Below are 20,796 nucleotides of genomic sequence, written 5' to 3' on the forward strand. Positions count from 1 at the left end.
GTATGGCCATCACTAGATAGAGCCATACCGTTTGGAAACTGAAGTCCTTCGGCCTGCTTTTCCGCGCTGCCATCTGGCAGGATCAGCATAATCGCCGGACCACTGACATAGATCCTGCCTGCAGCGTCGATGACGATTTCGTTCCACGCTCCCGAGCCGAGCGTCGTGAATTCTTCCAAGCTCTTGCCATTGAAACGCATGAGTGACGACGAACCGGACGGGACCACGAAAAAGGTCATTCTCCGGGCTGAAATCGAATGACAGCCGCGGGGGCTTTCGCCGGAATGACAGTCCGGGATTGATTTGCCTCTTCGAGGACCCGGATTTCGCTACTGGCCCAATCTGCAAACCAGAGCCCGCCTTGATGCCAACGGGGACATTCGACAAGGCCTCTTCCCTTCAACAAGACATTTGCGGAGATGTTCGTCTCCTCGGTCGTCCGCACGTACCAAGGACGCATGACTTCCCGTCGCGCCGACACTCTGGAGCGGAAACCCTCGAAGTTGGATCTCGCGCATTCCCGCCAAGCCAGGCGACCAGACAACCGAGGGAGACCGCCAAACCCTCGAGAAAACAGCAGACAGTCCTTGAGGCGTTTCGTAGCGGAGCGCGGCACCCCAGCGTCTCCGAATGTTCGGACGCGCAAATGTCGCGCAAGCGTGGCCGAAGCGACTTGGAGCCGTGCGCTTTGTCGCTCGACCGGTGCACAAATAGTCGCAACGAAAACTTAAGCACTTTGTAATAATTCTAATCAACGGCCTCGTCGCAGAGTGTGTGACGGCGTGTCTGAGTTCCGCATCCATGTGCCGCTGGAACACGCTTGTCCAGCTTGTTGACCGATTGAATCGGCCCGGAGCCTTGGCGGCCCCGAGCGACAGGAGTGAGACTATGCCATCCAAAATTTTCACCCGCATCAGTGCTAAACTGACCGCCATGTCAGCGGTCGGCATCTTCATGGTTTTAGCCTTGCTGGCGGCGGTCTGGGTTGGCGACGCCTCGGCCGGTAGAAGCTCCGATTTTGGACGCATACAATTGATCATTTCCCGGGATTTGGTGGACGCAAAAGCATCGCTGCGCGGCATGATGATGGGAATGTTGGAATTGCGCCTGGCGGAGACGTTGACGGATTCAACGAAAGCGCGCGAGTATGTTGGCAAGCGGCATGAATCGCTGACCAAATACCTGACGAGCGCAAGCGCTCACGTCACGCTGCAGGCCAACAAAGATCGAATAGCCAAAGTTATTGAGCTGACGAGCCAGTGGATGACCGAATACGAAGGTCTGTCCAAGTCGATAGGCGCCAGATTAAGCAGTGCTAACAACGATTCGGAAGCGTCTGCTGAGGAAAAAGCTGCACAGGGCAAGCTTTTGAAGATTGCCGATCAGATCGGGTCGTTACTCGATGAATGCGTGGATGCGGCCAAAAGCAAAGCGGACGAAGCGGGAGTCCAGATGTCGTCTGCATCGAGCCTGGCGTTGCAAATCAGCCTTGGGATGGGGTTCCTCGTGGTTGCGACGCTCGTCGCCTCGGCAATCTTTGGTTCGAAGGCGATCGCCCGCCCCATCGGCCACTTGACAGCAAGCATGAAACACCTCGCCAACGGCGACCTCGAGACCGCAGTGCCGTTCGCAGGTCGAACCGACGAGATTGGTGAAATGGCTGGCGCTGTGGACGTGTTCAAGCAGAACGGCATTCGGATCCGCCAGCTTAATGCCCAGGAGCGTGCCCTGCAGGAAAAGAATGCGGATTTGTCCTCGAGTATCTCGACGGTCGTCGCTGCGGCCGTTGCTGGAGACTTTACCCAGCGAATTCAGAAAACCTATGACAGTCCCGATCTCGATCGTTTCGCGGCGAGCGTCAATGAGCTTGTGGCCTCCGTGCACCGTGGTGTCGGCGAGGCCCAGCGCGTCATCGCGGCATTAGCGCGCGGGGATCTCACCGACGAGATGCGGGGCGAATTTCAAGGCTCATTCGCAGAACTCAAGCGCGACGTGAATGCAACAATGGACGGTTTGAGAACCGTAATGGCAGAAGTCCGCACGGCGATAGACACGATCAATTCGGGCACCGGCGAGCTCAGCAACGCGTCTGGCGACCTGTCCAAACGTACCGAACAGCAGGCGGCTGCATTGGAGGAAACTGCCGCAAGTCTGGAGGAAATCACATCGGCGGTTAAGAGTTCGACGAACCGCGCGGCCGAAGCCAGTCACATGGTCAGCGAGGCGCGCAGAAGCACGGATCAATCGAGCGCAGTGGTCACCGATGCCGTCGCGGCCATGGGACGTATCGAGAAAGCCTCCGGCGAGATCAGCCAGATCATCAACGTGATCGACGAGATTGCGTTTCAAACGAACCTGCTTGCGCTTAACGCCGGGGTGGAGGCAGCGCGGGCCGGAGAGGCCGGCAAAGGCTTTGCGGTCGTCGCCCAGGAAGTCCGCGAACTTGCGCAGCGTTCCGCTCGCGCCGCCAAGGACATAAAGGATCTCATCACGCGCTCAGGCAGCGAAGTGCAGAGCGGCGTGAGACTTGTGACCGCCACCGGCGAGGCACTGAGCCTGATCCAGGGTCAGGTAACCAGGATCAACGAACATGTCCAGTCAATCGCTACGGCGGCAAAAGAACAGACGATCGGCCTGTCAGAAGTCAATACAGCCATCAATCAGATGGATCAGGTAACGCAGCAGAATGCGGCCATGGTCGAGGAGGCCACCGCAAGCACCAGCCGGCTGGCGGAAGAAGTCATTTCCCTTTCGCGTTTGATTTCGCGGTTCAAGGTGCAGGCTGACGGGCGGCCTACCCTTTCGCTCGCCGGTGCGGTCAACCATCATTCGCCCTCGGCGTCTCCAGCGCATGCGCTGCGTCAGACGTTCGTAAACGCGGTGGGCGCCAAGGCAGTCTAATCATAAAGAGTACCAAGGAGAGCATTCGTGGCTCTCGTTTGCTTCCAGTCAGCCGACCTCTTCCACCGCCAACGCCCCTTTCGGGAGGGGCCTGATGAGCGACTTCGCAGAGAGTGTCAGGTCGAGCCAATCAGCCCACGCGTTGCGCTCGAGGATAACGATCTGCCGGTCGTGGTAAGGGGCAATGTCCGGCCCCGGTTCCATCGTCAGCATGGTGAAGGCTTGGCCCACTTCCGCGATGTCGCGCCAGATGCCGGCGATGCAGAAGATCAGCTCGCCCGTCTTGGTGAACAGCCACTTGTCCTTCCGCTTCTTTTTCGGGTCCTTTGGATCGGTGAACTCGTAAAAGCCATCCCCGATGATCAGGCTTCGATTGGAGTTGAACTCTCGGCCCTCCGACCGGAAATTATAGACAGGCCGCTTGTTCGGCCCGGGCCAGCTCCAGCGCCGCTGCACGAGTTCAGCCTCATCGCGCCCGTCGTCTATCGTCCTGATGATGGGGCCGACATCAGTGATCTTGATGTCCTCGCGTGGCTGCAGGCTCGGCGCTCCTTCGCCGAAACGGATCTTGATCTTGAGGTCGGCGAAGTCCTCGACGGTCGAGGCGACATCCACCATCAGCCGATAATCATTGCACATGCGTCCTCCGTTTTGGCTCTGGTCGTTTCAGGATATCGTTCCTGCTATGTTCCGATCATGATGAGCGCGAAGATTTCCCAGTCCGACGCCCCGCTCGACGAGCGCCACGTCATCATAAGACGCGATGACGGCGATGTGGAGATGGTGGAGCTGCCGTGGGGGCTGCGCCCTCGTGACGGCGGTCCGCGCGCCGTGAACGTCGTCCGGTCGGAACCAAGGATGTTCCCGACCCACCGCTGCCTGGTGCCGGCCTCGGAGTTTCGTAAAGGCTATTGAAATTCAGCTTTCGATCTTGCGGCGGGGCCTCCTCCTGGGCTGTCGGAACCTCACCGTAGGATCCGCGTTGACAGGACACGAGGCGCAGAGAGCACGATATGGGAATTTGGCAAGGCACTTGGCGCAATCAATACGGCTCGACCGTCGTGAACACTGGTCGAGTGGTCTGAACAAAAACCTGGCGGAGAGAAATCATTTCCCCTCGGCGAGAATGCCGTCGGCCAGCTCATCTATACTGCAGACGGCCACGTGGCCGCGCAGCTCGCCCGTCATGGGCGACGTACCTTCCCATCAGGCGACTGGCGCGCGGCCAGCACAGAAGATGGCGCGCGCGCATTCAAGGAGTATTTCGGCTATTTCGGCACGTTCTCCATCGATACCGAAAGGCGGACGGTCACGCACCATATCGAGGGCGCGTGGTTCCCCAATCTGGAAGGCGGAGACCAGAAGCGCCATTACCGGTTCGAGAGCGATCTCCTGGTGCTCGACGCCGACACGGACTGGGGAAGAGTGAGGATCGTCTGGCGGAAGGCAGGAGCGCGCGACGCGAACAGGGAGAAGGCAAAATGACTAAGGTCGTCGAAACCAGACGGGTCGCTGAGGATGCCGACGCGCTCTGGGCCAATATCGGCAAATTCGGCGCGGTGGGCGAGTGGCATCCGATGCTGGCTGGGGTCGACAGCGAAGGTGAGCGCGAAGGCTGTCTGCGTGTCGCCAAGGGCCAGGACGGTAGTCGCCAGACCGAGCGCCTCCTCGAAACGGAGCCAGAGCACCATCTTTATCGCTATCGCATGGAAGAGACAGCTATGCCCGTTCGTCACTACAGCGCCGAATTCCGGGTTGATGACAATGGAGATGGCACGAGCACGGTCGTCTGGTCGGCAGTGTTCGAACCGATGCCGGACGGTTCAAAGGCCGTGGAAGTAATAAGACAATTTCTTAAGGCGGGCCTCGACAACATTTCGAGCATGCACGGCGGAGCGACGGCTTAACTTCGGCGGCGCTGATGATCGGACGGCTTATTTACCGCACGAAAAAGCTTCGGTTGACCGGCTTCGTTGATAGCCAGCGAGAGCGGATACCGTTCGATCACCGGCTCGAACGTCGACTCCGACAGCAAGCGAGAGCACATCGATATGACTGCGGGCGTGACGATTGCCCCTTTCGATAAGGCTACCGACTTTGGTCGGTCAAAAATCTAGGCCAAGGAGAGAATCATGGATTGGCAGTTGTCCGAGCGGTTCAACTTCGAAGGCAATGAGATCGCCTGGGACGTCATTGGCGCAGGGCCGCCTGCGGTGGTGATGCATGGTTCTCCGTTCTCTTCGCTCGAATGGCGGCGGGTCGCGCCATGGCTCGCGCAGCATCGACGGATTTTCTATTACGACATGCTCGGCTATGGCCGCTCGAGCAAGCCCGAGGGCGATGTCCTGCATGGTGTTCAGAACAGTCTGTTTGCGGCACTCGTGAACCACTGGGGCGTCCAACGACCCGACATCGTTGCGCATGACTTCGGCGGCTCGGCAGCTCTGCGCGCGCACCTGCTTAACGATGTCGATTATCGCAGTCTCGTACTGATCGACCCAGTGGCGATCAGCCCGCAGGGCTCAGCGCTTGTACGGGCCGCGAAGGCCCATGGAGAAGTATTCGCCGCCCTGCCTGCCTACGTCCATGAAGCCATGCTGCACGCCTACATCGGGGCGACGGTCAAGCGTGCGCTGGATGAGGAGGCGATGCGGCTCTATCTCGATCCCTGGCTTGGCGATGAAGGGCAGAAGGCGTTCTGGCGCCAGATAGCCCAAATGGATGATAAATACAGCGAGGAGGTGGAATGGCGCTATGGTGAGATCCGCTGCCCCGTGACCATCCTGTGGGGGGCTGAAGACGAGTTTATACCGTTGAAGGACGGCGAGGAACTCGCGCGGCGCATCCCAGGCGCGTTATTCACGGTCATCCCCTATGCCAAGCATCTCGTCCAGGAGGACGCGCCCGAGGCGATCGTCGCTGCGGTGCTCGACGTCTGGCGTCAGTAAACAGGGTGAGACATTCGTTAGGCCCAACATGGAAGAGTCACTCGGCCAAAAGGTTCACGCGACACCGTTGCGCCAAGGACAAGAAAATCGAGGCCCGCGCGCCACGTCAGAAGAATGTCTCAATTGCTCCAACCACATTATAGCTTTCGTCGATTTCATAGATCAGGCGCCATTTGTCGAAAGTGGTGCACGGGTGTGACGGGCTCATCGCGACCGTGTCGCCGATCTTCAATCCATGGTCGGCAGGACCCCTGATCGTCGTATGTTGATCGTTGATGATGACGATCTCGTATCGCTCGGCATCAAGAAGTCGGGGAAGGGCGCCGTCCCGGGATGCTTTTGTAACCGCGGGCGGGCCGGCATCGTGGCCGAAATCTCGCTGCCCGACGCCCACGACAATACGATCCGGCTCTGGAATCGACAGCACGTGGCCCCATACTTCCAGCGCCTGGTCAAAGGAGAGATCTGTTTGCTGTGCAATATCGCTGCGTTGCCTCAGATCCTCGAACAGCCGCCGATACAGTCCCGAATCATGTGTCAGGTAACAGCCGCTCCGGATGACGACTTGCAGCGGCTTGCTGAGCTGAAGATGGCGAGGCATCTCGGCAACTAGATCGTAGAAGGAGCTGCCGCCAGCGCTAAGGATGATTTTCTCGCATGCGCTGAAGAGACCCTCTCTGTCACAAGCGCGGATCATCTCGGTGAGGCTGTGAAGAAATGCTGGTACGGCCGCTAACCCTTCTTTTTTCGACCTTGTTTGCAGGACGCCCTCATATCCCTCCACCCCGACGAGACGAAGGTGAGGAGAACTTGCTTGAACCGCTTGCGCGACGTCGACGGCGGATTCAACGGTTCGAACGCCGCAGCGGCCGCCGGGAAAGCCTCCTTCCACAAGCACCTGCAGCGGCCGGCCGGGCGAGAATTCCTCCGCGCTTGCGCGCAGCCGTTCAACGCCGTCAATCGAGTCGACCAGACAATAGAAATCAAACGCAGGATCCGCGGCGAGTTCCTGCAGGACAAAGACAATCTCCTGAAGCCCAACGAGTTCGCTCGCATAGAAGATACGGTCGAAACCAAGGCGTCGCGCGGCGCGGACCTGGTGAAAGGTAGCAAGGCTGATACCCCAGCAGCCGTCGGCAAGCTGCCTCTGGAACAACTGCGGACTCATTGTGGTCTTGCCGTGAGGACAAAGAACGATGTTGGGCGCAAACGCTTCGAGGAAGCGAAGCATGCGTTTGCTATTGTGCTCAAGCGCCTTCCGGCGCAGCGTGCATACGGGCAGCGGAAGGTCGCCGCGCAGGAGATTCCAGCCGGCGTCTGCGATGGACGAAAGATCCAGCGCATCATTGCCCGGACAAGGCAGCCCCTTCTCCAAACCCGTCAGCCGACCGGTCGGCCCTGTTCCCAGCTTTGTTATCTCAGCTTCGCCTGACATCGCTTGCCGCCGCGTCCGATAACAATTGTCGAATGGCAGTCAGCACCGCATGCGGAGCCTCCCGCGGAATGAAGTGTCCGACGCCCGGCAGGACGACTCTCTGATAAGAGCTGGCAAAGTACTGTTCCTTGTCCTCGGATGTCTCCGGGAAGTTGTCGGCATCGTCGGCGCCTTGCAACATTATCGTGGGAACCCGGACCGGCGGATTTTCGAGCAGCTTCTTTTCCAGCTCCTCATGCTCTGGCGCGCCTGCGGCCTCTCCCCAGCGCTGCAGGTAGGCGTGAATGCTGATCGGCGCCCAGTCGCCGTTCTCCCAGGATGCGGCTGTAGCCTCGAACTCCGCATCATCGAACGTCCAGCCGGGCGACCACGTTTGCCAGAGATAGCGGCAGAGGCGGCGCCTGTCCTTGTCCATCGCCTCGCGGCCTTGCTTGGTGGCCACCAGCCATTCATACCAATAGGCCTTCGCCAGATCGTAGGACATTTCGCCGACCGGTTTCGAGGTGGCGTAGCCTGCCGCCATCGCAAGGAGCCCACACACACGCTCGGAGAACAACGCGCCGACGACGTAGCCGGCTCGAGCGCCCCAGTCGTAGCCCACCACGAGAACGTCGCGGAGCTCGAGACCGTCGATGAAATCCGCCAGGTCCTGACCCAGCGCCGCAATAGCGCCGCTCCTCATTGTCCCAGCCGAATGGATGGTCGTCGGCGTGCAGCCGCGCAGGTAGGGAGCGAGAACCCGGTAACCCGATCCGGCGAGTTCAGGCGTGATCTTGTCCCAGCACCGCACGTCGTCCGGCCAGCCGTGAACCAGCACGATCGGTTTTCCTCGACGATCGCCCGCCTCTTCATAAGCGAGATTAAGATGGGGCGTTTTGATGTATTTCGTCATGAGCATGAAACCAAAGTCGTCCAACACGTGTTTTAAATCTTTCCCAGGTGAGCCGCAGCGCATCGCTGGTCAGCGATGCCGCTCCGCATGTTGGCCCACCCGCCGAAGTCGCAATTCGCTACAACGATCAGGGGAGAGGCTGGTTCCCCTCTCGCCGCGGCGACGCGTTGAAGGGCGAGAGGGAGACGATCATCGATGACACGTGTCGGTGAATGTCGATTGGCGCCAGTGCGCGCTCACCTGGGCACGAAGCGAGCAAGATTATTCTTCGACCTGTGTGGCCAACGTATTTCAGCGGGCGCCTGAACGCGTTGCGGAAAGGATAAAGGGAATGGCAACACCGTTCAAAGTCGACTGGTCAGATGAGGCCTTCGATGCATTGAAGGCGCGGGTGCGATCATATCGTTTGCCTGACCAGCCGGATGATTCCGATTGGTCCTATGGCTGTGATCCCCAAACCCTGCGCGAACTCTGTGCCTATTGGGTTGACCGCTACGATGTTGATGCGATGGTCAGAGATCTCAACTGCTTTCCGCAGTTCACGATGGAGATTGATGGGCTGAGGCTTCATTTCGTTCACGTTCGAGGCGAGGCTGAGGGCAAGCGGCCACTGCTCCTGATCCATGGCTGGCCCGGCTCGACTTACGAATTCTGGCCGGCGGTGGAAGCCTTGGCGTTCCCATCCCGTAACGGTGGACGTGCCGAAGATGCTTTCGACCTCGTCGTCCCATCGCTGCCGGGCTACGGCTTTTCTGCGAAGCCCAACCAGCCGATCAGCCCGCGGCGCATCGGTGCATTGTTCAACGCGCTGATGCGCGAGGTCCTGGGGTACGATCGCTACCTCGTTCATGGGACTGACTGGGGTGTAGTGATCGGTCCATGGATGGCGCTGGATCAGGCCAATTCGATCCGCGGCTTGCATATTGATTATCTCGGCACTGTCCCTGAGGACGCGCCGCAGGATGACACCGAGCGACGATGGATGCAGCAGTTTGCGGACTATGAGAAGCGGCTGGGTGCCTATTCACACCTTCAGTCCACGCGGGTACAGTCACTCGCCTATGCGATGCATAACAATCCCGTGGCCCAAGCCGCCTGGCTCCTCGAGCGCTTTCACGATTGGGCCGACCTGGGCGAACGTTACGGTGGAAGACACCGAGCTGGAATAGGTCTCCCCGCAATATCGACCTGCTTGCCCTCGATCGTTCAGGTCGAGGGCAATTCGCGTCAGATCTGCCGGTTTTGGGGCGGCATCAGCCGTCAGTTTGCAGCGCTGGAATCAACGGCAATGACGGCGAGGTGCATCAACCGATTTTCGCGGCATCGTCCTGGAGAACCGCGCCGCTATCCTCAAGCTCCGGCGGTGCCCCTATCGATTGTCGTTTGATGAGCGTGGTTGCGAGTACCCGGCAGCGTGGCGTATCGCCCATACCGGTAATACGCCGGACAAGGATCTGCGCGCTTTCAAATCCCAGCTCGTAGACCGGCTGAGCGATGACCGTAATCGGCGGGCTGGTCACGCTTGTCCAGTCGGCATCGTGGAAAGCGACGAGCGACAGATCGCCGGGGATGGACATTCCCAATCTGCGGAGGGTTTTGAACACTTCAAGCGCCACCACGGTATCAGACGCCAGTATGGCAGTCGGCCTGTCGGCGCCCTGAAGCAATTCGGCAATGATCTTGTCACCCAGACCGCGACGGTGGGCACCGAGCCGGATATAACGTTCCGGATGCTGGATGCCGGCTGAGCGGCTTGCCGCGACGACGCCCTCTATTCTCTCCATCACCGTGCTGAGGTTGATCTGGTGCGGTCCCCGGTAGATCGGGTCCTCCGATTCCGTGGCAGAGATGTAGGCGATACGGCGATGGCCAGCCTCGATCAAGGCTCTTGTAGCGGCCTCGGCCGCCTGCCGGTCGTCCGTGACGACGGCATCGACCACAAGGTCCGGGATGGTCCGGTCCAGAAGGACGAGAGGTCGGCCCGATCGTTGGACCTCGTGCAGATGCTGGGTCTCGAATACCGAAGCTGGCGTAACGATCAATCCGTCCACCCGCTTGCCCATCAGCACGCGTACGGCAGCCTTTTCCTTGGCGGCATCCTCGCCGGAATTGGACAGGATGACATCGAATCCGGCAGCGTGCGCCGCATCGCTGATCCCGCGCACGGCCTGACCGAAATAAGGGTTTTCGATATCGCCGACGACGACGCCTATCGTCTTCGACTTTCCAGTCGTCATACTGCGCGCAAGCTCGTTGGCCTGATAACCGAGCCTCTTTGCGGCTTCGCGAACCTTCTCCTTCACGACAGGGCTTGCCGTGCCGTAGCTGCCCAGGACACGCGCGGCCGTCGCCTTGGACACGCCCGCGCTCTGGGCAACGTCCGAGATGGTTACCAGCCGCTTTGACGCCGTTCTCTTCATCATGGGTCCGTGACATAGGCTGAGAAAAAAACGGCGTCAAGAAAATCACACCATTGACATGTGAGACCGGTCTCAAATACGCTTGATACCGGTCTCATTTCGAAATACCGGCGCTTTTATGCCTTGGATAGACGAGGCCCTGCGGCAATCAAAGACGAAGGAATATGCATTTGACAGCCCCATCCTCAGCCAAGCGGGTCGCCGTGATCGGTAGCGGTATTTTTGGTGTCTCCTCGGCGGTTCATCTGGCCCGACTGGGCGTGCACGTCACTCTTGTCACGGAAGGCTCGCTCGCCAGCGGCGCGTCCGGCCGGTCCCTGGCATGGCTCAACTCGGCGCGTTTCCGTTCCGCCGAATATCACCGTCTTCGGGTCGTCGGCATCGATCGCTACCGGACGCTGGCGAGCCGCAATGAAGGCGCTGCATGGCTGCGCTTCGAGGGCGGCCTGACATGGGATGCGGACGACGCGTCGAACCGGATTGCGGAAGCCTACGCTCACGAGCAGGCGATTGGTTATGACTGCCAGCTTCTTGACGCAGCAGACGTGGCGAAGGTCACGCCCGGCATCAACGCGGCCGCGATTTCGCGTCAGGGCGCGATTTTCAATCCGGGTGAGGGCTGGGTGGATCTACCTTCCCTGATCGACATCCTGGTGCAGGAATTCAAAACCCTCGGCGGCCAGGTGGTAACCCATGCCGGCAAAGCCGTCGTCAATATCAAAGCCGGACGTGCGGCAGGGGTCTCGACTGCAAACGGCATGCATATAGAGGCGGATGCGGTTCTCGTCGCCACCGGTGCGGCCGTGCCTGACATGGCAAAACAGGCAGGCCATATCATTGCCGATGACACGCCGATCGCGCTTCTTGTCAAATCGAAGCCTTTCAAGCTCGCAGTTCGCGCCGTTCTCAATACACCGAACGTGGCGCTGCGCCCCACGCCGGACGGCGCCATCGTCTGCGATTCCGCATGGTCGGAGGAGGAACTCAATCGTGGACCCGATGGGACTTACGAGGTGAAGGATGAGACGCTTCGTCGCCTTCTTTCGGAAGCCTCGAACGTGCTCGAAGGCAACCCCGCGCTGGAACTGGAGAGCTATCATTGCGGACCGAAGCCCGTGCCAGGCGACGGGGAGTCGGTGATCGGCCCGCTCGAGGGCATCCCGGGCTATTTCGTCGCATTCAGCCATAGCGGCGCGACGCTGGGGCTGATTACCGGCGAGCTCATCGCCCGTGAAATCGTGACCGGTGAGATGAGCCCTCTGCTTGCAAGTTTCCGGCCGGCCCGTTTCGCGCAGAAAAGTCAGGCTTTGGCCTCGTAAGCCGCGCGTTAGGGAGGAGATCGCAGATGACGGCGAAGGAGAAGGGTTTGGAGATGACCGATCCGGAAATTGCCGTCGAATTGTCCGGCGTCGACAAATGGTTTTCCATCCTCCAGGTGTTGCATGACGTCAACCTCACCGTCAGGCGTGGCGAAAAAGTGGTGGTTTGCGGTCCCTCGGGTTCTGGCAAGTCCACCATGATCCGCTGCATCAACTATCTGGAAAGTCACCAGAAGGGCCGTATCATTGTCAACGGTACGGAGCTGACCGACAATAGGAAGATCATCGACCGCGTCCGGCAGGATGTCGGCATGGTGTTTCAGAACTTCAATCTCTATCCGCATCTTACCGTGCTCGAGAACTGCACGCTGGCTCCCCGCTGGGTAAAGGGCGTTGGGAGAAAGGATGCTGAGGCTGTGGCGCGCGCCTATCTGGAACGGGTGCGAATTCCCGACAAAGCCGATTTTTATCCAAGCCAGCTGTCGGGCGGACAACAGCAGCGCGCGGCGATCGCCCGATCGCTCTGCATGAACCCGAAGATCATGCTGTTCGATGAACCGACCTCGGCACTCGATCCGGAACTCGTGCGCGAGGTGCTGGACACGATGGCGCAGCTGGCGAGCGACGGTATGACCATGGTGTGCGTCACGCATGAAATGGGTTTCGCGCGGCAGGTGGCGGACAGGGTCGTTTTCATGGATGCGGGACGGATCGTCGAAACCGCGCCTCCGGAGGAGTTCTTCAGCAATCCACGGGAAAGCCGGACAAAGGCGTTTCTCAACCAGATACTGCACTAGCGGGTTATTTCCGCAGCCGGCGCGGTTTGCGGCAAAAAGCATACGGACGGGAAAACGTTCGGTGGACAAAACAATGATACAAAGGGAACAACAGCCATGTACATATCCATCAGCATGCTTCGCCGTTCGGCCATAGCGCTCGGCACCCTTGCCGCCTTCGTGGTTCCGGCGCTGTCCGCCTCGGCTCAGGCCCTGCCGAAGGCGATCAAGGACGCCGGCGTGGTCCGGATCGGCGTCAAATGCGATTCTCCTCCATTTGGAGCATCCGGCACCGACGGCAAGCCGGCCGGCATCGAGATCGAAATGGCAAAGCAAATCGGCATTGCCGCCTTCGGGGCCGCCGAAAAGGCGGAACTGAGCTGCGTGGCGACGGACGCCCGCATTCCTTCCCTGACTGGTGGGAAGATCGACCTGATCATTGCCACGCTCGGCAAGACTCCGTCTCGCGAACAGGTGATCGATTACTCCGATATCTACTATTGGGGCAGCAGCCGGGTGATCGTGCCGAAGGACAGCAAGGTTCAGAAGCTGGCCGACCTCGACGGCAAGTCGATGCTCATCATCAAGGGCGGCTCGCAGCTGAAGTGGTTGAAGGAACGCTTTCCGAGCCTGGAATTCGTCCAACTCAACACCAATGCCGACAATCTGCAGGCCCTGCAGCAGGGCCGTGCCGACGGATATGTGGGCGATGCGATCACCATCGCGACGCTTGCGGCCAACTATCCTGAATTCCGAACGCTGGAAGAGCCTGTCGATCTCGGCTTCAATGGTGTTGGCGTCCGCAAGGGTGAAGACGAGCTCAAGGCTTTCGTCAATGGCGTCCTCAAGAAACTGAAGAACGAGAAATTTTACTCAAAGACGGTGCCGACCTTCGTCAAGGATCCGATTGTCGCGGCGGAAATGGTAAAATCCTTCGAAACGGATCCGCCGGCCGCAAAGTGAACGAACATGGGTCCTGACGGTTCGACCGTCAGGACCCATGTTCACCGGTATTTTCGAGCAGGATGACGGCCATGGATTTTGCTTATATTCTCGAGGCCCTGCCGGATCTGATGACCGGCCTGAAAATGACGCTGATCGTCAGCTTTCTGGCAATATTCCTGTCTTGCCTTATCGGCCTGTTAGGCGCGGTTTTGCGGACAAGCGGGATTAAGCAGCTGCAATATGCTGTCACTGCCTATGTCGAATTCATCCGAGGCACGCCTTACCTCGTGCAGATCTTCTTTATCTTCTATGGCCTTCCGAGCCTGGGGATGCGGTTCAGCATCTTCTGGTCCGGGGTCATTGCGCTGACGGCCTGGGCAAGTGCCTTTCAGATCGAAAATTTCCGGGCCGGTCTCGCGGCTGTCGGCAGAGGAATGCATGATGCGTCGGCGTCGCTCGGTCTCAAGCGATGGCAACATTCGGTATTCGTCATCCTGCCTCTGGCGACCCGCGCCGCTCTGCCGTCGGCTATGAATACGATCGTGGCAACGGTGAAGAATTCCGCATACCTGCAGGCGATCGGCCTGGTGGAGCTGACTTTTGTCGCGGTCGACCGGATCGCCTACGATTTCCGGGCGATCGAGATGTTCGCTTCGATTTGCGTGATTTATCTGCTCTGCGTCTTCACCATCTCCGGCCTCGGCTACATGGTCGAACGGCGTCTCAGCCGACCATTCGGCGGGAGGTAGACGATGCTGCTTCTGGAATTCCAGTCCTTCCTGTTGGACGGTCTCTTGAATACCGTGTTTCTCTCGTCGGTCATGATCGCGGGCGGTACGCTTTTCGCGGTGATCTTCGCAGCCGGCCTTTCCGCCCAATCGGCGTGGTTGAGACGACCTGTCTACGGTCTCGTCGAATGCCTTCGCGACATTCCGCTGATGGTCACGGTCCTGATGGTCTATTTCGTGCTGCCGCATGCGGGGCTATCGTTCAATCCGTTCTGGTCGAGCGCCCTCAGCGTGTCGGTCTGGGGCGGGGCGAACGGCGCGCATATTATTCGCGCCGGCTTGCTGTCCGTGCCGAGCGGCCAGCGGGAAGCTGCGCTGTCATCCGGCCTGCGCGGCTGGAAAGGACTGTTTCTGGTCATCCTCCCACAGGCGATGCCTGTCATCCTGCCCCCTTACGTCAGCCTTATCACCAGCCTCACCCAGGCGAGTTCTCTGGGTGCGGTCCTCGGTGTCAATGAACTGCTGCGCTCGGCGCAGATCCTGATCGAGCAGACAACCATCGCGCGCGGAGGAAGCCCGGCCTATCTGGTCTATGGTTCCATTCTGATCGTGTATTTCGCTCTCTGCTGGTCGATATCTGCCTTGGGCGCGAAGCTCGAGCGGCATTTCGCGAAACCATACCTGCGGGCGAATGGCAAGACTCAGCCAGCGGCGCCTACGGTTGCCCTGCAAGCCACCATGACCTGAGCTGCAGTCCGAACGATATCGAGCGGGCCGGTTCGCCCTCGCTCACGAAATTGCCGCAGAATGGCGGCAGCCGTCACAGCTGCCGCACGATTTTACTCGCCTTTAGAACTTGTATCCGACTGCCAGCATTGCAAAGGGTTGAACGTCGTCCTTGACGATCGGGCTGTCCTTGGCATCCCCGAGCAGGAAACCCGCGCCGCCGGCGCCCGTGACGCTCCAGTTCTCGGTCATCATGTAGGTGATCGAGCCCTTGAGATCGACGCGCTTGATCCCCGCCTTCGCTTCGTATTCCGCCAGGCCGGACCGAGCTGACTGGATCGACGTCACGCCGAAATACGACTCCATGTGTTTGTCGTCGGCCCATGTGCCGGACACATCGGCGGAGAAGATGAAGCGTTCGTAGCGATGGGAAACTTTCGCGCCGAAAGTGCCGGTCAGTCCCTCGCTGCCGCCTATGGTCTTGTCCAACTTGGCGTAGACGCCGAATGGACCGACGTCATAGCTGACAATCCCTCCGATGACGCCGCCCATGTCGATGTCGCCCAGACCACGCAGATGGTCCGAGTCGTCCTCCTTGCGCCCCATCTCGACGCCACCGGTAACACCTACCCTGAAACCGTTTGTTTCGAAAAGATCGACAGTGAGGCCACTGGTATCGAGGTGCACGCGCTCCCCAAATTGGGCGGAGATAAGCGGAAACGGCTGCACCTCGAATTCGTCGGATCCTTCGTATTCGGGCATATAAATTGCTCCGACGCCGATCGTCACCTTCCAGTCATGCAGTTTGCCGCGAATTCCGCCGTAGCGTCCGTTATCGAACTGCTGGGGAGGGGCAATCGCCGCGTCCGTTGCTTCAAGGTCGGCAGCAAACGCCGTGACCGAGAAAAGTGCCGAGGCTGCGGCCAATGCCGCGATCGAGATTTTTATCGTCCACCTTCGCTGAATGATGTCGGAAGCCCCAACTCCGCTTAAGACCGTTTTGCGGTGCCGGTCTTCCGGATGATGTTGATCGTGCTGGCTCACCAAATTAACTCCTGATTATAAAAGCTAAAGAAACCGGGGTATGGTTTCGGGGAGAAGTTGCGGTTGAAGAATTGCCGCAGCATTACAAGTCGAGATGAAAATCAGCCGGCGATGTCGGTGCGCCAGGGCCAAGCGATAGCCACTAATCCTGCTGCGAATGCCGGCGAGCAGCGGACGAACGGAGCAAGGCTTTGGGGGTGCTGGCCATTGCTCCGTCCGTCCATGCCGCCTTACGGAGCCGCCGGTCGCTGGAGGGCTCGACCGCCGTTCCTCCGTAAAAAGTGCGAACGGCTTCGCTGACGCGTATGCCGCCCCCCTTGGATGATATGTCAGTGTGTAATGATCGGTTTTGGCTTCTTGTCGATCCATTCCGGCGGCGCGCCATACTTGGCCGCCACGACTCCCACCAATCCAGGCGCGCGCCCGAAGGTGTCACACGCCGGGTATTTCGGTTTTCCGCCGAGCCAGGACCGCATCCTTTGCCCTGAAGGAAGGGAGACGTTCAATCCTTTCGGCTCCTTGCCGGAAATGAGCATTCGCGAAAAGTCGGACGCGAACTTCGAGGCGAGGCCGTATGCGTCCCCGACTTCAGAAACGCGGGGCTTGTCCTGGATCGAATTTGCGCCGCGGGCCCACACCATCGCCGCGCTCTGAATGCCGCCGCCATCGACAGCCTCCGCTTCGACGGCCAATCCTCCGAGGCCGAAGGGCAGGCGTGGCACGCTGACGGGCAGGACAAAGCCGGTGCCGACGGTTACGGCGGTTGCAACCCCGGCCATCGCCTTGTTTGTCGGTACGATATCGGTGACGACGGACCGTATTGTCAGATCCGCCGGTTGGCCGGCCGAGACCATCTGGTATTTGTCGCTGAGGGCGACGCAGAGCGCCCGGTCCAGAACGTTCGACACCAGCGAGCGGTCGGCTTCCGTTTTGATGCGGGATGCGGCGCTGAAAGAGAAAGTCGTCGGCATGATGCTGACGGTCTTCACCGCGGCCATATGTCCACCATCAATGTAGAGACGTTTCTTGGCCAGCGTTCCTTTCGGTGCGCCGAGATTGCCGTAGGAGGTCAAGGTGCCTCCTTCCTTCAGAGGCACCGAAGTGCATCCACTTGCCGCAAGGGTCAGAGACAAAGCGAGACCCAGAGATCTGAAAGCAGGAATTGGTGAAGGGCCGACACGTCGAGGAAACAATTGAATGGATGGATTGCTGCGCACGCTTTCTGGCCTCCGTCAGGGATGTTCTGGGATGACAGTGAGGGCAAAGGATTGCGGCGGCATTACAGAGGAGCGGTCACGGGCGAGCACGGTGCCGTCTGTCAGAGTTCGATTGCAACCTGCGTTCCGGTCGAGCCGCTTTGGAGACTGACTTGTCCGCGATGGTTTGCGACGATCTGTTTCACCAGGCTTAAACCAAGCCCTGCGCCTCTGCTTTTGGGGGTAACGCGGTAGAAGGGCTCGAAAACCAGCTCCTGATGTTCGGCCGGTATGCCTGACCCTTCGTCGGCCACGGTGATCCGCCCACCGGCCGAGACGGAAACAGTGATCATTCCCCTATCGCCACCGTGATCGATCGCATTGCGGACCAGATTGCTGATCGCTCTTGGCAGAGCGGAAGAGCTGCCGCGCCGCTCAACGCTTTCCACCTCGCTTTGAAAAGAGATCTGGTAGCCGGCGGCGATCGCCTGAGGGGCCAGATCGGCAACCACCGTCCGTGCGATCTCGACGAGATCGACCGCTTCATGGAGATCGGTCGCCTGGTCGTTGCGCTCAAAGTCGAGCAGCTGTTCGGCGGTCTCGGCCAAACGCGCAACGTCGTTCAGCAATCGCCTGCGTTCTTGACCCTCGGGCATCCCGTCGATCCGGGTCTGCATGATGGCGATCGGCGTTCTGAGCTCATGCGCCGCGTCGATCAGGAAGCGCTGGCGTTTCTTCAATTCGTTCTCAAGCCGCTCCAGCGTACCGTTGAATGCAATCACCAGCGGAGCAACTTCTTTGGGAATACCTTCGACCGGCAGGCGTGCTCCATGCTGGCGCGGTTGGATCTGCGATGCTTTGTCAGCGACATCGCTCATTCTTGCAAGCGCACGGCCGACGATTCGCGGGACGGCGAGGAAGATCGCAGGCAAGGCGACCGCGAGCAGAGAGACGTAGATCGGGTAGGCCTTTGCCAGAAGGGCGAAGACCGGCGAGCCTTTGTCAGCCACGCCGCCAGACAGAATCCGAACCTCGCCGACGGCTGCTTCGGCATTGTCAATCGTCGCGGCCTCCTTCGTCGCAGCGGATCCCCGTATGTCCGCGTCGTCGAACAGATGGACCAGATGGGCGAGCTCAGCATAAGGTGGAGGGATGGTGCCATAGGACACGGACGCACCATCTATCGTGGCCACCACATACCAAAGCGAGCTGTTCTGCTCCTTGAGTGCCCTTAGCCTCGGCGTTTCTCGTAGCTCCAAACGTCCTTGGCTGTCGCGTGTCGCGGCCGCGGCTATCGCAGAGCCGATCTTCTCCTCCATGGCAATGTTAGGCGACATGATCGTAGCAGCCCATACGCAAAGCCCGAGGATTACCGCAGCAATAACTGCGACGATGACCAGGCTGAGTTGCCAACTCAGCTTCCACCAAAGCGAGGGGGTAGCCTTGTCGTGCATCATTCCTCCCTCAGGAGATACCCGACGCCGCGGATATTGTGGACCGCGACGCCGGCACCGGCATCCAGCAGTCGTTTGCGCAATCTTGAAATATGCGCATCGAGCGCGTTCGACTGGATTTCTTCTTCGTAATTGTAGACCGCCGCCTCCAGGGTCGATCGAAGGACGGTTTTGTCTTTCCGCTTGGCCAGCGCCACTAGGACGAGAAGTTCGCGCCGGGGCAGGTCGAGCGGGGTCGACGCCACGGTTACGCTCAAATGCAGGGGATCGATCACCATCCGGCCCACCGTGATTTGAAGTTCCGCCAGACTTGGCGGTCGGCGCAGAACCGCCCGCAATCGCGCCGTCAGCTCGTCCACAAGAAACGGCTTGCCCAGATAATCGTCCGCGCCGACATCCAGCCCTTCGACACGCTCCAACGGCTCATTGCGCGCCGTCAGCACAATGACCGGTGTGTCGGTGCCTGTCCGCCTCAACATCGGAATGAAGGTCAGCCCTTCGCCATCAGGCAACCGCCGATCGAGAAGGATTGCATCGTAGGTATTCTGGCGCGTCAATTCGAAAGCATCCGCAAGATGCGTGGTGTGATCGGTGACAATGCCGTGTTTGCTCAGCGCCGCTGAAAGAGCGTCAGCCAGCTCTCTCTCGTCCTCTATCAATAGAAGTCTCATCGTCCCTTGGCTCTCCTGTCCCGTTGTTCTCTGCCGCGAAGATTGCGGCAGCATGACGGGGACAAAGGAACCATCAGGTAATGTTGCTGCAATTCTCAAAGCCTAGCAACCGGAACCATCCAGTCGCGAAAACGCGAGGCGCCGCCCGCAGGTGGCCGTGCTTTAAATCCAGGGAATGTCGCTATGGCTTTGAAATGGACAATGAGATTGACCAAGGCGGGGATGCTTCTGGGAGGCGTCTACCTCGCCGTCGTGTTTATCGATCCCGCACGCGGAACGGTCGATGCGAATGAACGGGTGAAAGAGGTTGTCGCGGCGGTCGCGGCGAACCAACGCGATAAACCGCTGGAACTGGCTCCTTCGGAAATTGCTGACATCCGGCCCACGTCGATCGTGGAACGGCTGCGCGTCAGCGGGGACCTCGAGCCGATCAATCGTGCCGTCCTGCACGCCAAGGATGGAGGCAGGATCATCGAGGTTCGCGCCGTTGCGGGACAGGCGGTCAAGGCGGGGGACGTGCTGGCTCGTTTCGAGACGGACGATCTCCAGTCATTCCTCAAGCAGCGTGAAGGGGATCGCGATGTCGCGGCGGCGGAGATGCTGCTTGCCATGCAGTCGCTCAACAGGATCGAACAACTCGCGGATAAGAACATCGCGAGCCAGGAGCAGCTCGACAAGGCACGAAGCGAAGTTGCCGCTTCGACTGCCAGACAAAAAAGCCTTTCAGCCCAGGCGGATATCGCACGCACCGCTTTGCGGGAGGCCGAAGTTCTGGCGCCGTTCGACGGGGTCGTCTCAAGCCGGGCGATCAATCAGGGCTCCCGCGTCGGCGCCGGCGCCGAACTTTTCACGATCGTCGATACGAGCATTCTGGAAGCAAAAGTCCTGGTCTCGACGCGCGACGTGCACCGCGTTGCGATCGCCCAACGGGCAGAATTGCACATCGACGGGCTTGACGGGCAAACCGTTGTCGGAAGCGTGGATCGTATCGGTCCCGTCGCCGACCAGGGCACGCGCTTCATTGCGGTCTATATCCGGCTCTCCAACGGTGGCGCCCGCCTGCGAGGCGGATCGTTCGCGACGGGCGCGATCCTGGTCCGGCAAAATGAAGACGCGATCGTGATACCGGCTATCTCGCTGCGCAAGGACGAGACGGGAGACTATGTCCTGAAGCTGAAAAAAGGCCGTCTCGTCCGCCAGCCCGTGACCGTCAGATCGGGTTCAGGCGGGAGTGACAGCCTGGAGATTTCCGAAGGCCTGGCCTACGGCGACACGATCGTGACCGTACCGCTGCCTGAGTTGCGACCGGACGTCACCGTCACGATCCCGAAGGCGGGCTGA

General features: G+C 59.7%; 19 protein-coding genes and 1 pseudogene. 12 read left to right on the forward strand and 8 right to left on the reverse strand.

Translation table 11 applies throughout. From position 1 onward, the window contains the following. Positions 1 to 888 precede the first annotated feature (888 nt). Positions 889 to 2,901: a methyl-accepting chemotaxis protein gene (locus tag ACZ9IU_RS25890; protein ID WP_040125163.1), complete on the forward strand. Its 2,013-nt coding sequence runs from the start codon at positions 889 to 891 to the stop codon at positions 2,899 to 2,901. Positions 2,902 to 2,949: 48 nt separating this feature from the next. Here the strand turns inward: ACZ9IU_RS25890 and ACZ9IU_RS25895 are convergent, their stop codons facing one another. Next, entirely contained in the window at positions 2,950 to 3,540 is a 591-nt protein-coding gene (locus ACZ9IU_RS25895) for an SOS response-associated peptidase family protein (protein ID WP_040125161.1), read from the reverse strand. A gap of 57 nt (positions 3,541 to 3,597) precedes the next feature. Between ACZ9IU_RS25895 and ACZ9IU_RS25900 the strand changes: the two are divergent. The 4 genes and pseudogenes from ACZ9IU_RS25900 to ACZ9IU_RS25915 form a co-directional block, all read left to right on the forward strand. Further along, positions 3,598 to 3,804, forward strand: a pseudogene (locus ACZ9IU_RS25900) (SOS response-associated peptidase family protein); the annotation flags it as partial. A gap of 165 nt (positions 3,805 to 3,969) precedes the next feature. After that, the gene (locus ACZ9IU_RS25905) at positions 3,970 to 4,386 is read left to right on the forward strand and encodes a lipocalin-like domain-containing protein (protein ID WP_065814813.1); all 417 of its coding nucleotides are present in this window, start codon (positions 3,970 to 3,972) and stop codon (positions 4,384 to 4,386) included. Further along, positions 4,383 to 4,808, forward strand: coding sequence for an SRPBCC family protein (locus ACZ9IU_RS25910; protein WP_040125160.1), 426 nt, complete (start codon positions 4,383 to 4,385; stop codon positions 4,806 to 4,808). The genes ACZ9IU_RS25905 and ACZ9IU_RS25910 overlap by 4 nt, the downstream gene beginning before the upstream one ends. A gap of 225 nt (positions 4,809 to 5,033) precedes the next feature. Beyond that, positions 5,034 to 5,849: an alpha/beta fold hydrolase gene (locus ACZ9IU_RS25915; protein WP_040125158.1), complete on the forward strand. Its 816-nt coding sequence runs from the start codon at positions 5,034 to 5,036 to the stop codon at positions 5,847 to 5,849. A gap of 106 nt (positions 5,850 to 5,955) precedes the next feature. Here ACZ9IU_RS25915 and ACZ9IU_RS25920 read toward each other — a convergent pair whose 3' ends face one another. After that, on the reverse strand, positions 5,956 to 7,284 hold the full coding sequence (locus tag ACZ9IU_RS25920) for a type III PLP-dependent enzyme domain-containing protein (RefSeq protein WP_065814812.1): 1,329 nt from the start codon (positions 7,282 to 7,284) through the stop codon (positions 5,956 to 5,958). After that, positions 7,268 to 8,200 carry an alpha/beta fold hydrolase gene (locus tag ACZ9IU_RS25925; protein ID WP_244447571.1) on the reverse strand — a complete coding sequence of 311 codons (933 nt, stop codon included), beginning with the start codon at positions 8,198 to 8,200 and terminating at the stop codon, positions 7,268 to 7,270. Before ACZ9IU_RS25925 ends, ACZ9IU_RS25920 begins: the two co-directional genes overlap by 17 nt. 307 nt (positions 8,201 to 8,507) lie before the next feature. Here ACZ9IU_RS25925 and ACZ9IU_RS25930 point away from each other — a divergent pair, with 307 nt between their 5' ends. Then, the gene (locus ACZ9IU_RS25930) at positions 8,508 to 9,563 is read left to right on the forward strand and encodes an epoxide hydrolase family protein (RefSeq protein WP_080719363.1); all 1,056 of its coding nucleotides are present in this window, start codon (positions 8,508 to 8,510) and stop codon (positions 9,561 to 9,563) included. On the opposite strand, the gene ACZ9IU_RS25935 is transcribed toward ACZ9IU_RS25930, so the two are convergent. Continuing rightward, on the reverse strand, positions 9,481 to 10,599 hold the full coding sequence (locus ACZ9IU_RS25935; protein ID WP_051900548.1) for a LacI family DNA-binding transcriptional regulator: 1,119 nt from the start codon (positions 10,597 to 10,599) through the stop codon (positions 9,481 to 9,483). The genes ACZ9IU_RS25930 and ACZ9IU_RS25935 overlap by 83 nt on opposite strands. 167 nt (positions 10,600 to 10,766) lie before the next feature. Here ACZ9IU_RS25935 and ACZ9IU_RS25940 point away from each other — a divergent pair, with 167 nt between their 5' ends. The 5 genes from ACZ9IU_RS25940 (at position 10,767) to ACZ9IU_RS25960 (ending at position 15,111) form a co-directional block, all read left to right on the forward strand. Beyond that, a complete protein-coding gene (locus tag ACZ9IU_RS25940) occupies positions 10,767 to 11,915 on the forward strand; it encodes an NAD(P)/FAD-dependent oxidoreductase (protein ID WP_437179067.1) in 1,149 nt (382 codons plus the stop codon). 26 nt (positions 11,916 to 11,941) lie between these two features. Beyond that, on the forward strand, positions 11,942 to 12,712 hold the full coding sequence (locus ACZ9IU_RS25945) for an amino acid ABC transporter ATP-binding protein (RefSeq protein WP_040125152.1): 771 nt from the start codon (positions 11,942 to 11,944) through the stop codon (positions 12,710 to 12,712). A gap of 96 nt (positions 12,713 to 12,808) precedes the next feature. Next, positions 12,809 to 13,654, forward strand: a complete 846-nt coding sequence (locus ACZ9IU_RS25950) for a transporter substrate-binding domain-containing protein (protein WP_080719362.1) — start codon at positions 12,809 to 12,811, stop codon at positions 13,652 to 13,654. 71 nt (positions 13,655 to 13,725) lie between these two features. Further along, positions 13,726 to 14,385: an amino acid ABC transporter permease gene (locus ACZ9IU_RS25955; RefSeq protein ID WP_477482115.1), complete on the forward strand. Its 660-nt coding sequence runs from the start codon at positions 13,726 to 13,728 to the stop codon at positions 14,383 to 14,385. Positions 14,386 to 14,388: 3 nt separating this feature from the next. Beyond that, entirely contained in the window at positions 14,389 to 15,111 is a 723-nt protein-coding gene (locus ACZ9IU_RS25960) for an amino acid ABC transporter permease (RefSeq protein ID WP_040125149.1), read from the forward strand. A 102-nt stretch (positions 15,112 to 15,213) separates the two neighbouring features. Here the strand turns inward: ACZ9IU_RS25960 and ACZ9IU_RS25965 are convergent, their stop codons facing one another. The 4 genes from ACZ9IU_RS25965 to ACZ9IU_RS25980 all read right to left on the reverse strand — a co-directional run bounded on the left by ACZ9IU_RS25965 (position 15,214) and on the right by ACZ9IU_RS25980 (position 19,455). Beyond that, on the reverse strand, positions 15,214 to 16,038 hold the full coding sequence (locus ACZ9IU_RS25965; protein WP_244447628.1) for a MipA/OmpV family protein: 825 nt from the start codon (positions 16,036 to 16,038) through the stop codon (positions 15,214 to 15,216). A 425-nt stretch (positions 16,039 to 16,463) separates the two neighbouring features. Further along, complete coding sequence (locus tag ACZ9IU_RS25970; RefSeq protein ID WP_040125147.1) at positions 16,464 to 17,351, reverse strand: DUF3313 domain-containing protein; 888 nt, start codon at positions 17,349 to 17,351, stop codon at positions 16,464 to 16,466. Between the two features lie 101 nt (positions 17,352 to 17,452). Continuing rightward, positions 17,453 to 18,784 carry a sensor histidine kinase gene (locus ACZ9IU_RS25975; RefSeq protein ID WP_040125145.1) on the reverse strand — a complete coding sequence of 444 codons (1,332 nt, stop codon included), beginning with the start codon at positions 18,782 to 18,784 and terminating at the stop codon, positions 17,453 to 17,455. Beyond that, positions 18,784 to 19,455: a response regulator transcription factor gene (locus tag ACZ9IU_RS25980; RefSeq protein ID WP_040125143.1), complete on the reverse strand. Its 672-nt coding sequence runs from the start codon at positions 19,453 to 19,455 to the stop codon at positions 18,784 to 18,786. Before ACZ9IU_RS25980 ends, ACZ9IU_RS25975 begins: the two co-directional genes overlap by 1 nt. A 201-nt stretch (positions 19,456 to 19,656) precedes the next feature. Between ACZ9IU_RS25980 and ACZ9IU_RS25985 the strand changes: the two genes are divergently transcribed. After that, positions 19,657 to 20,796 carry an efflux RND transporter periplasmic adaptor subunit gene (locus tag ACZ9IU_RS25985; protein ID WP_040125141.1) on the forward strand — a complete coding sequence of 380 codons (1,140 nt, stop codon included), beginning with the start codon at positions 19,657 to 19,659 and terminating at the stop codon, positions 20,794 to 20,796.

This window comes from Mesorhizobium sp. USDA 4132 (genome assembly GCF_056279545.1).